Origin of the sequence: Streptomyces sp. NPDC002886, assembly GCF_042888445.1 — a bacterium.
Classification (GTDB): Bacteria; Actinomycetota; Actinomycetes; order Streptomycetales; family Streptomycetaceae; genus Streptomyces.
In genome coordinates, this window is record NZ_JBIAPV010000015.1 from 141,775 (window position 1) to 153,011 (window position 11,237).

The 11,237-nt window shown below is 72.0% G+C and carries 9 protein-coding genes; 5 read left to right on the plus strand and 4 right to left on the minus strand.

The features are described 5' to 3' along the window. Positions 1 to 118: 118 nt before the first annotated feature. The gene (locus tag ACFYYB_RS39740) at positions 119 to 988 is read right to left on the minus strand and encodes a haloalkane dehalogenase (protein WP_389443159.1); all 870 of its coding nucleotides are present in this window, start codon (positions 986 to 988) and stop codon (positions 119 to 121) included. Positions 989 to 1,101: 113 nt separating this feature from the next. Between ACFYYB_RS39740 and ACFYYB_RS39745 the strand changes: the two genes are divergently transcribed. Beyond that, complete coding sequence (locus ACFYYB_RS39745) at positions 1,102 to 1,596, plus strand: MarR family winged helix-turn-helix transcriptional regulator (RefSeq protein WP_389443136.1); 495 nt, start codon at positions 1,102 to 1,104, stop codon at positions 1,594 to 1,596. 78 nt (positions 1,597 to 1,674) lie between these two features. Further along, positions 1,675 to 3,204, plus strand: a complete 1,530-nt coding sequence (locus tag ACFYYB_RS39750) for a helix-turn-helix domain-containing protein (RefSeq protein ID WP_389443138.1) — start codon at positions 1,675 to 1,677, stop codon at positions 3,202 to 3,204. Positions 3,205 to 3,524: 320 nt separating this feature from the next. Here the strand turns inward: ACFYYB_RS39750 and ACFYYB_RS39755 are convergent, their stop codons facing one another. Next, a complete protein-coding gene (locus ACFYYB_RS39755; protein WP_389443140.1) occupies positions 3,525 to 3,893 on the minus strand; it encodes a hypothetical protein in 369 nt (122 codons plus the stop codon). A gap of 234 nt (positions 3,894 to 4,127) precedes the next feature. Between ACFYYB_RS39755 and ACFYYB_RS39760 the strand changes: the two genes are divergently transcribed. Continuing rightward, entirely contained in the window at positions 4,128 to 4,796 is a 669-nt protein-coding gene (locus ACFYYB_RS39760; protein WP_389443142.1) for a hypothetical protein, read from the plus strand. Positions 4,797 to 4,822: 26 nt separating this feature from the next. Here the strand turns inward: ACFYYB_RS39760 and ACFYYB_RS39765 are convergent, their stop codons facing one another. After that, a complete protein-coding gene (locus ACFYYB_RS39765; protein ID WP_389443144.1) occupies positions 4,823 to 5,455 on the minus strand; it encodes an ADP-ribosyltransferase in 633 nt (210 codons plus the stop codon). Between the two features lie 414 nt (positions 5,456 to 5,869). Between ACFYYB_RS39765 and ACFYYB_RS39770 the strand changes: the two genes are divergently transcribed. Beyond that, complete coding sequence (locus tag ACFYYB_RS39770) at positions 5,870 to 7,285, plus strand: cytochrome P450 (RefSeq protein ID WP_389443146.1); 1,416 nt, start codon at positions 5,870 to 5,872, stop codon at positions 7,283 to 7,285. A gap of 20 nt (positions 7,286 to 7,305) precedes the next feature. Here the strand turns inward: ACFYYB_RS39770 and ACFYYB_RS39775 are convergent, their stop codons facing one another. Further along, positions 7,306 to 8,757, minus strand: coding sequence for an MFS transporter (locus ACFYYB_RS39775; RefSeq protein ID WP_389443161.1), 1,452 nt, complete (start codon positions 8,755 to 8,757; stop codon positions 7,306 to 7,308). A gap of 222 nt (positions 8,758 to 8,979) precedes the next feature. Here ACFYYB_RS39775 and ACFYYB_RS39780 point away from each other — a divergent pair, with 222 nt between their 5' ends. Next, on the plus strand, positions 8,980 to 11,085 hold the full coding sequence (locus ACFYYB_RS39780) for a prolyl oligopeptidase family serine peptidase (RefSeq protein WP_389443148.1): 2,106 nt from the start codon (positions 8,980 to 8,982) through the stop codon (positions 11,083 to 11,085). Positions 11,086 to 11,237 lie beyond the last annotated feature (152 nt).

Consider the following 11,237-nt stretch of genomic DNA (forward strand, 5'->3'; position numbering starts at 1 on the left):
TTCCGGGGCGAGGGTCCGGCGGGGTCCCCCGTGCGGCCCCGCCCCGGCCGTTCAGCCCGCAAGGGCGGTCGGTCCGCAAGGCCGTTCAGGCCGCAGGGCGGTCGGTCCGCAAGGCCCTTCAGCCCGCGAGGCCGTGGCGCGCGGCCCAGGCCGTGACGGCCGCGGCGATCTCCTCGGGCCGGTCCTCCGGGCAGAGGTGGGCGGCGGCGCCGCAGTACTCGGTCTCCAGCGCGGAGATGTTCTCCTCGCTCCACGCGACCAGCTCCGGGCCGACCATCAGGGCGGGCGAGCCGTCGAAATGGAGCAGGAGCTTGGGCACCTGCGGGCTGGCGGCCAGCCAGGCGTCGTACGCCTCGACCCGTGCGACCACGTCCGCCGGTTCGCCGCCGATGGGCAGGGACCGGGCGAACCGGAGCAGGGGGACGCGGCTCCCGGGGGTCGGGTAGGGGGCGGCGTAGACCGCGTGGTCGGCCTCGTCCATCGGGTTCAGCACCGTCTTGCCGATGCTGTCCTCGATGAAGAGGTTCCGCTCCAGGATCATCTCCTCTCCCACGCCCGGGGTCCGGATCGCCTCGAACCGGGCGCGGGCGGCGGGCGGGTACTCCTCCCAGGTCATCGGGCGCAGGATCGTCTCCATGAAGGCGAGCCCCCGAACCCTCCCGGGGTGCCGGGCGGCCCGGTCGAAGGCGAGCGCGCCGCCCCAGTCCTGGCCCACGAGCACGGCCTCCCCGATGCCCAAGGCGTCGAACCAGGCGTCGAGGTAGCGGGCGTGGTCGGCGAAGCGGTACTCGCCGCCGGGCTTGCCGGAGCGGCCCATCCCGATGAGGTCGGGGGCCAGGACGCGGACCCCGCCACCGATCCGGGGCAGCACTCCCCGCCACAGGTGGGAGGAGGTCGGGTTGCCGTGCAGGAAGACGAAGGGGACGCCGTCGGGGACGCCGAGCTCCTCGTAGTGGACGGTCGAGTCGAGTACGTCGATGACGGGCATGGTGAACCATCCGTTCCAATTCATTCGTGCAAGAAACGTTTCTACCACGAACGTTCGCGGCACTAACGAACTTAAATCGTTAGTGCCACGAACGCAAGGGGTACGATCCCGGCATGACCACGGAAGAAGCGGACCAGGGCGCCTCCGCCCTCCCGGCGCGACTGCGCGAACTGCCCAGCCGACTGCTCTCGCAGGCCTCGGCGCACGCCACGCGGCTCGTCACCGAGGGACTGAGCGGGGCAGACGCGCACAAATGGCACTACTCCACCCTGGTCGCCCTGGACGAGTTCGGACCCGCGAGCCAGGCGGCCCTGAGCGGCCGCACCGGCATCCACCGCAGCGACCTGGTCGCCGTCATCAACGAACTCGCCGCACGCGAGCTGGTCGAGCGCACCCCCGACCCCGCCGACCGGCGACGCAACGTCATCACCCTCACGACCGCCGGACGGCGCCGGATGCGCAAGCTGGAGCAACTGCTCGCCACGGCCCAGGAGGAGCTTCTGTCCCCTTTGTCCCCACAGGAGCGCGAGCAGCTCATCGGACTCCTCGGCCGGCTCGTCGCGCACCACGCACCCGGCGGCCCCACGATGGAAGCTGACGACCGGTAACACCCATCACGGCCCCACCGCCACCCGTCTGCCACACCCGACTCGATCGACATCTCATATCTGAGATACGGTGCGTCCATGGCAGACGACTACCTCGTACGCATCGGCAAGCTCATCCGTGACGCCCGGCAGCACCGGGGCTGGACACAGAGTCAGCTCGCGGACGCCCTGGGCACCAGCCAGAGCGCCGTGAACCGGATCGAGCGCGGCAACCAGAACATCAGCCTTGAGATGATCGCGCGCATCGGGGAAGCCCTCGACAGCGAAATCGTCTCCCTGGGCTACGCCGGCCCGATGCACCTGCGCGTGGTCGGCGGTCGCCGCCTGTCCGGCGCGATCGACGTCAAGACGAGCAAGAACGCGTGCGTGGCCCTGCTGTGCGCCTCGCTGCTCAACAAGGGCCGTACGGTCCTCCGCCGGGTCGCCCGCATCGAGGAGGTCTACCGCCTCCTGGAGGTCCTGAACTCCATCGGCGTCCGCACCCGCTGGATCAACGACGGCGTCGACCTGGAACTCGTACCGCCGGCCCGCCTCGACATGGACGCGATGGACGCGGACGCGGCCCGCCGCACCCGCAGCATCATCATGTTCCTGGGCCCCCTGCTCCACCGGATGGACCACTTCAAGCTGCCGTACGCCGGCGGCTGCGACCTCGGCACCCGCACCATCGAGCCGCACATGATCGCCCTGCGCCGCTTCGGCCTGGACATCACCGCGACCGAGGGCATCTACCACGCCCAGGTCGAGTCCGGGATCTCCCCGGACCGCCCGATCGTGCTGACCGAGCGCGGGGACACCGTCACCGAGAACGCGCTGCTGGCCGCCGCCCGGCACGACGGCACCACCGTCATCCGCAACGCCTCCTCCAACTACATGGTCCAGGACCTGTGCTTCTTCCTGGAGGCCCTCGGCGTCCGCGTGGACGGCGTAGGCACGACGACCCTCACCGTCCACGGCGTCCCGAACATCGACGTGGACGTGGACTACTCCCCCTCGGAGGACCCGGTCGAGGCGATGAGCCTGCTGGCCGCCGCCGTGGTCACGGAGTCCGAACTCACCATCCGCCGGGTGCCGATCGAGTTCATGGAGATCGAGCTCGCGGTCCTGGAGGAGATGGGCCTCGACCACGACCGCTCCGCCGAGTACACGGCCGACAACGGCCGCACCCGCCTGGTGGACCTCACCGTCCGCCCGTCGAAGCTCGAAGCGCCGATCGACAAGATCCACCCGATGCCCTTCCCCGGGCTGAACATCGACAACGTCCCCTTCTTCGCCGCCATCGCGGCCGTGGCCCAGGGCCAGACCCTGATCCACGACTGGGTGTACGACAACCGCGCCATCTACCTCACGGACCTCAACCGCCTCGGCGGCCGCCTCCAACTCCTGGACCCCCACCGCGTCCTGGTCGAGGGCCCCACCCGCTGGCGCGCGGCGGAGATGATGTGCCCGCCGGCCCTGCGCCCGGCGGTGGTGGTCCTCCTGGCGATGATGGCGGCCGAGGGCACCTCGGTCCTGCGCAACGTCTACGTCATCAACCGCGGCTACGAGGAACTGGCAGAGCGCCTCAACTCGGTGGGCGCGCAGATCGAGATCTTCCGCGACATCTAGGACCCCGAAGAACCATCACCACAGACCAAGGCCCCGCCACCCTTCACCGGGTGACGGGGCCTCGCTCTTTTCAGCCTCAGCCAACGCAAAACGGCCACGCGGCACGCTCGCACGCGATACCTTCCGATGCCCCGCTCCGGCCGAATCGCGCCCCTGTGGGCGCTTCGCTCCGGCGGCAGCGGAGCGGGCACCGTCTCTCCCGGCGCCTTCTGCTCGCCCCCGGTTCGACGGGCGTCAGCAAGAAGGGCGTCACCTACACCTGCAAGGGTCCCGGTCAGGCAGCACGTCAGCGGCTTCTCGACAGCGGTGACGCTCTTCGCCTACCTGGGGTCGTCGGTTTCCCAGGGGTAGACAAGGAGGCCGGGCTGGATGCCCCATGCCTTGAGGACGCTGCTCAGCTCCGATTCGTCCGGGGCCTCAGCCGACCTGATGAGGGCTGCGCCGAGGTCGTAGTCGAAGCCGTCGACGAGCTCGTGGTCGTACTCCCAATGCTGTAGCCGAAAGCTCCGTCCGACGTCGCTGCGGACCCATCCCTCGTCCCGTGCCTGGACATCGGGCTCGCTCTGCGCGGGGCGGATGTCCACGAACGCGCGGCGATCCGGTCGCGATGCCGGGACTTCCGCGACCAGCCGCCTCCCGAGTCGGAGCGCGGTCAGCTTGTCCGTCGGCCAGTCCGATCCGTCATTCATGGGACCCATTCTGTTCCTGCCTGTGGGGACCTGAGGAACGGAGACCGGGCGGGGGCCTTTCGCATGTTCCGGGATACCGGCGCGGACTTCTCGGGCGGGCGTTACGCTCCGTCGAATCCGGCGACGTGTCAGAGGAGCCTCGTGCCCAATCCCTACGGCCAGTCCCCGTCGGACCAGCCTGCGCCGCCGGGGCGGTTCGGGTCCCCCCAGAGGTCCGTTCTGGGGTGCGGGGCGATGGCGACGGGCTTCCTCACGCTACTGCTGATCGTCGCGGCGTGCTCCGAAGCGAACCAGGCGGAGCCCGCGCCGGCGCCCACGGTGACCGTCACGGCCACCGTCACCGCGACGGCGGCGCCCGTGTCGCGCCCCATGCCCCAGGTCGTGGGGACCACGTACGCGGCCGCGGCGCAGCAGATCGAGATCCTCGGTGGAGGCGCCCTCCAGGCCCGGAGCGTCTATACGGACGTCACCCTCCCCGCCGATGTCGGCGCCTGGCTGGTGTGCGTCCAGGGGCCGGCCGTGGGAGAGGCGATCACGAACGGCGGGCAGCGGGTGGCGCTGGTCGCGCCGGATGCGAAGTGCCCGGCGGGAGAAGGGACTCGGCTCCACCCGGAGCCCCGTCCCACCCCCGCCCCCACTCCTCCTCCGGCGCCCGCGCCCGCGCCGCCGAAGGACGGCGACGGCAAGGGGGCGGCCTCCGGGGGCGGGAGCAGTGGCGGCAGCTCATCCTCCGGGGGCGGCGGCACGAGCGGAGGGGGCGGCACGGGCGGCGGGGGGACGGGCGGTGTCCAGTTCGGCCGCTTCTGCTCTCCGGTCGGCGCCACCGCGACGACCACGGACGGCCGCCCGGCGAAGTGCTTCATGGGCAAGGACGGCCGCGCGCGCTGGGGATACCGCAGCTAGCCGGACCACGCGGCCGAACGAGAGCCTCAGCCCGGGTAATTGGTGCGCCAGGGTTCGTAGTACGGGTTGTCCTCGCAGCGGTCCATGATTTCCACCTTCTTCACCGTGTCCACCGGGCAGACGGCCACGATGAACGAGCGGGCGATGCCGCCCGGGAAGGCCACCTCGACCTGGGAGGCGTACTTGTGGGTGTCGCCGATGGTCTGGTTGACGTCCACGCCGCCCGGGGCGTCGATGTAGTAGTTCCAGCCACTCTTCCAGGACTTGTAGAGGTCGTGGTTGTACGTGGTGGAGACGTACGGGGAGGGCTGGTTGACCAGGACGTAGCTCTCGATGTCGTACTGGCCGGTCACGGTGTCCCTGGGCAGGAAGCCCTCCTCGAAGACCACCGACGGCGGACGGCCGTCCGAGCGGTAGAGCTGCTTGCAGTTGATCCGCCAGGAGGGGGAGGGGGTGATGCGTTCCACCTCCACTCGTTCGTCGGCGGCGGCGAAGAGGTGGTTCGTGACCCGGGGGCAGGAATGGGCGGGAGCCGCCGCGCGGAGCGATCCGGGGGCGGCGGCCGGGACGGACGCGGAGGCGGAAGCGGGGGGCAGCAGGGCGGCGGCGAGGGCCGTCGCGAGCACGGCGGCGCGACGGCGCAGGGCAGACATGATCATGCGGCCACCCTCCCGCCCTCACCGCGCCCGTACGGGCATCCTCACTCGATGGTGAGCGTGTCGGAATGCGGGCCGACTGCCTTGAAAGCAAAGTGAGTTGGTGGCGTAACGATCCTTCGGCGGGCGGCCGTCCCGCGCACCCTCGATCCGGCGAGGGACGTCGCCGTGACGGCGATGGCGGGTGCGGTCGCCTGGTCCCTCGCCGGCTTCGGAGGCACGCCCGCGGAGAGTTCCGACAGGCCGGGCCCGGCGCCCCTGATGACCGCGCCCGTCCGCAAGAGCGCCTACGAGGCCGGGCTCCTCGTCAGCTCCGCGCGCTGCGGCGATATTCGGCCGGATGGGGCGGGGGACCTCGCACTCAGTGGGCCGCCGCCCGCAGAATCGGCCTTTCGGCACAGTTCTGAGGGCGGAGCCATGGCATCAGCAGCGCGAGCACCACGGGCAGGTACGGGGACGGACGCGGGTGGCGGCGGCCGTAAGGAGATACCCCGGCTGGAGGGTTCCCCGCTGCTCGGGTCGCTCGCCGATCTGAGGTCGGACGCCCTCGGTACGTACCAGCGCGCCCGGCAGCGGCACGGGGACGTCGTGCGGATCACGGCCGGTCCGCCGGGGCTGCGCACCGAGCTGCACTGCGTGTTCTCGGCGGAGGGGGCCCAGCAGGTCCTGGCCTCGCAGGCGGCCAATTTCCGCAAGGACAACGCCCTCTACCAGGAGGTCCGCGACGCCCTCGGCAACGGGCTGCTCACCAGCCAGGACGAGGACTACCTGCGCCAGCGGCGGCTGGTCCAGCCGCTGTTCACCAAGCGCCGGGTGGACGGGTACGCGGACGCCGTCGCGACCGAGACCGCCTCCACCCTCGCCGCCTGGGAGGCGTCCCCGGACGGGGTCGTCGACGTCGCGGACGAGATGATGACGCTGGCGCTGCGCGCCGTCGCCCGGATCCTCTTCGGCACCGACGTGGACGCCACCGCCGACGTCGTGGACCGGTCCTTTCCGGTCATCACCGCCTACGTGATGCGCCGCGGCTACTCCCCCGTCAACCTCCCCCGCGACTGGCCCACTCCGGGCAACAAGCGGGCGGCCGCCGCGATGGACGAGCTGTACGCGGTGTGCGACGGGATCATCGCCGAGCGGCGCAGCGACAGCGGCGCCGGCGCGGGCGAGGACCTGCTGTCGCTGCTCGCCGCCGCCGGCAGCGACGACGACGGGGAGTTCGACGCGACGGAGCTGCGCGAACAGGTCCTGATCTTCCTGCTCGCCGGGCACGAGACGACCGCCACCTCGCTCGCCTTCTCGCTCCACCTGCTGGCCCGCCATCCCGAGTTCCAGGACCGGGCCCGCGCCGAGCTCGCCGCGGTGCTGGGCGACCGTACGCCCGGGGCCGCCGACCTCGACCGGCTCCCGTACCTCACCCAGGTGCTCAAGGAGGCCATGCGGCTCTACCCGGCGGCCCCCGCCCTCGGCCGCCGCGCGGTCGCCGCGGCCGAGGTCGACGGGCACACCCTCCCGGCCGGCGCCGATGTGATCGTGGCGCCCTGGGTGATCCACCGCCATCCCGAATACTGGCCGGACCCGGAGCGTTTCGACCCCGACCGGTTCACCCCGGAGGCGGAGGCGGCCCGGCCGCGCTACGCCTGGCTGCCGTTCGGCGGCGGCCCGCGCGCCTGCATCGGACAGCACTTCTCCATGCTGGAGTCGGTGATCGCGCTGGCGATGCTGCTGCGGGCCTACGAGTTCGAGGCGGTGGACACCGAGGTCTCCGTCGTCGCCGGGATCACCCTGCGCAACACCAGTCCGGTGCGCTGCCGCATCCGCCGCCTGGAGACCTGAGGCGTACGGGAACCCGGCGGTCAGGCACTCGCCGCCGGTGTGTGGTTGCCCTGGAGGCGGGCGAGGTCCGAGGGCCGTACCTGGATGACGAAGAGCGCGATCAGCGCCGTGACCAGGGTGAACGCGGCTGCCGCCACGAAGGCGGCGCTGACGCCCGAGGTGAGGACCTGGTCGCTCCAGGGCTTCGGGTACTGCTTGGTCTTGGCGAAGAAGAGCTTCTGCTCGGGTGTGGCGGTGCGCAGGAAGCTGCCGGCCTGGTCCCTGGCCTCGTTGCGGCTGGCCGTGCCGAAGACGGTGACCAGGATGGACAGGCCGAGCGAACCGCCTACCTGCTGCATCGCGTTCAGGAGGCCGGAGGCCGCGCCCGATTCCCGGTCGGGGACGTTCGAGAGGGCCATCAGGGTCAGGGACACGAACTGCATGCCCATGCCCGCGGCGAACAGCAGCATCGGTCCGAGGATGCTGCCCAGGTACGTCGAGTGGATGTCGGTCTGCGTGAGCCAGGCCAGGCCGGCGGCCGAGAACAGGGAGCCGGCCACCATGAAGGGTTTGGGCCCGAACTTCGGCAGCCCCTGGGAGGTGATCCCCGCCGTCACCGCGATCATCGCGCTGACCGGCAGGAAGGCGAGCCCGGCCCGCAGCGGGCTGAAGCCGAGCACGTTCTGCACGAAGAGGGTCAGGAAGAAGAACATGCCGAAGATCGCGCAGGCGAAGAAGAGCATGATCGCGTACGTGCCGGCCCGGTTGCGGTCGGCGAACATGTGCAGCGGGGTGATGGGCTGGGGCGAGCGCTTCTCGTTGACGACGAAGAGGCTCAGCAGGACCACGGCCGCCGCGAAGGAGGCGAGCGTCAGCCCGTCCTGCCAGCCGTCCTGCGACGCGCGGATGAATCCGTAGACCAGGGCCACCATGCCGAGGGTGGAGAGCAGGGCGCCGGCGAGGTCGAAGTGTCCGGGCCGGCGGGCGGATTCGCGGATCACCCTCGGGGTGACCAGGGCGATCAGCAGGGCGATCGGGACGTTGACGAAGAGCACCCAGCGCCAGTTGAGCCATTCCACGAGCACCCCGCCGGCCAGCAGCCCGATCGCGCCGCCACCGGCCGAGACGCCGGCGAAGACGCCGAAGGCCCGGTTGCGTTCGGGTCCTTCGCGGAAGGTGGTGGTGATCAGCGCGAGGGCGGTCGGGGAGGCGATGGCGCCGCCGACGCCCTGCAGGGCCCGGGCGCCCATCAACTGGCCGGCGTTCTGGGCGAATCCGCCCAGCAGCGAGGCCAGGCCGAAGAGCAGGACGCCGAAGATGAAGACGCGCCGCCGGCCGAGGATGTCGCCGGTGCGGCCGCCGAGGAGCAGCAGCCCGCCGAAGGTGAGGGTGTAGGCGTTGACGACCCAGGACAGGCTCTCGGTGGAGAAGTCGAGCGCGGTCTGGATGTGCGGCAGCGCGATGTTCACGATGGTGATGTCGAGAACGACCATGAGCTGGCACGAGGCGAGCACGAACAGAGCTAGTCCGCGATGACCGTCGTTGCCTTGGACCTTGCCGTCGGTCCCGGTGCTGGTACTGCTCGGCGTAGCGTTCGGGTCCACTTTTTCGACGCTAAACCCGTATCAGGGGTGTCACCACTCGAACGGCCTAGGCCATGTGGCATGCACTGTGTGATATATACCGTGTGGTATTTCACATGACACACTGTTTCCATGGATCGCATGGATGACTTCCTCAGGCTCTCCGCGAGCACCGCCCGGTTCACCTACGGGGCTCCCCGCGCCTTCTCCTTCGGCGACGAAGGCCGGCTCCTCTGGTTCCTCCGCTCCACCGGCCCCACCGACCCCTTCGACAGCCTCTGGGTCCTGGACACCGCCACCGGCGCCGAAACCCTGCTCGCCGACCCCCGCGAGCTGTCCCCCGAGCCCGCGCCCCTCCCCGTCGTCGAGCGCCGGCTGCGCGAACGCTCGCGGCTCGTCGCCGCCGGGATCGGCTCCTACGCGCTCAGCGCCGACGGGCGCACCGCGGTGTTCGCGCTCTACGGCCGCCTGTACGAGGTGACCCGCGCCGCGAACGCCGGAGCGCCCGCGCAGCCCAAGGAACTCCCCACCGCCGGGCCCGTCTTCGATCCGCGCCCGAGCCCCGACGCCTCGCGCATCGCCTACGTCACCGGCGACGCCCTGCACACCGTCCCCGGCGGCCGGATCAGCCCCGACGACGGAGCCCGCTGGGGCGTCGCGGAGTTCGCCGCCGCCGAGGAACTCGACCGGCACCGGGGGCACTGGTGGTCCCCCGACGGGGAGCGCCTGCTGGCCGCCCGCGTCGACGAATCCGCCCTCCAGCGGCGCTGGTTCGCCGACCCGGCGCACCCGGAGCTGCCGGCCGAGGACTTCGCGTACCCCGAGGCGGGCGGCCCCAACGCCGACGTGCGGCTCTGGGTCCTCGGACCGGACCGGGACACCGCCGTGCGGCTCGACTGGGACACCGAGACCCATCCGTACGTCTCCGACGCGGAGTGGGACTCCCCCGACGAGATCCTGCTCACCGTCCAGGACCGGCTCCAGCAGAACGTCCTGCTGCTCTCCGCCGACCCGGCCACCGGCCGCACCCGGGAGCTGTCGCGCACCACGCACCCCCAGTGGGTGGACCCCCTGCTCCCCGGCACCCCGGCGCGCCTGGCCGACGGCCGGATGCTCACCTCGGCCGACACCCCCGGCGGGACCGCCCGCGCGCTCGCGCTGGACGGCGTACTCCTCACCGGGGACGGGCTCCAGGTCCGCAAGGTGGCCGGCGCCCACGGGAACCGCCTGCTGATCGAGGCCGGGCAGCGCGACCCCTCCGAGCAGCAGGTGCTCCTGCTGGACCCGGACACGGGCGCGCTGACCCCGCTCGCGGACGGGCCCGGGGTGCATTGCGTCCTGGCCGCCTCCGCCGGGGCGCTGCTGCTCGGCTCCGCCGACGCGGACGGCATCCGGCGCGTCCTGCGCACCGCCGACGGACGCGCCACCGACCCGAAGTCCGGCACTCCCGGCGATCTGTCCCAGCCGCTGCCCTACCGGGTGGTCCCGGTGCTGGAGCGGGTCACCGAGCACGGGGTGCCCACCGCCTTGGTGCTGCCGCGCGGGCACGTCCCCGGCACCCGGCTGCCCGTCCTGATGGACAGCTACGGCGGCCCCGGCATGCAGGACGTCAGCGCCGAGCCGCGCCGCTGGCAGCACCGGCAGTGGTGGGCCGACCAGGGCTTCGCCGTGGTCACCGTCGACAACCGCGGCACCGCCTACGTATCACCGCGGTTCACGCACGCCATGTACCGGGGCTTCTCCGAGGTCACCCTGGAGGACCAGGTCGCCGCCCTGCAGGCGCTCGGCGCGCGCCACGCCGACCTCGACCTGACCCGGGTGGGCGTCCGCGGCTGGTCGTACGGCGGGTACCTCTCCGCGCTCGCGGTGCTGCGCCGCCCGGACGTCTTCCACGCGGCGGCGGCCGGGGCCGCGCCGACCGACTTCCGGCAGTACGACACGGCGTACACCGAGCGGTACCTGGGTCTGCCCCAGGAACGACCGGAGGTGTACGAGCGGGACAGCCTGCTCGCCGACGCGCCGGGGCTGCGCCGGCCGCTGCTGCTGGTCACGGGGCTGGCCGACGACAACGTCCACCCCTCGCACACCCTGCGGCTCTCGCGGGCCCTGACCGACGCGGGCCGCCCGCACCAGCTCCTCGCGCTGCCGGGGGTCACCCACATGACCCCGGGCGGCACGCGGGAGAAGGTCATGGCGCTGGAACTGGACTTCTTCCGCAAGGAGCTGGGCCTCGGCTGAGGCCTGCCGTCGTGGGGGGGGGGCCCCCCCCGCCCCCCCCCCCCCCCCCCCCCCCCCCCCCCCCCCCCCGGCCCCCCCCCCCCCCGGCCCCCCCCCCCCCACCCCCCCCCGGGGGGGGCCCCCCCCCCCGGCCCCCGCCCCCCCCCCCCGCG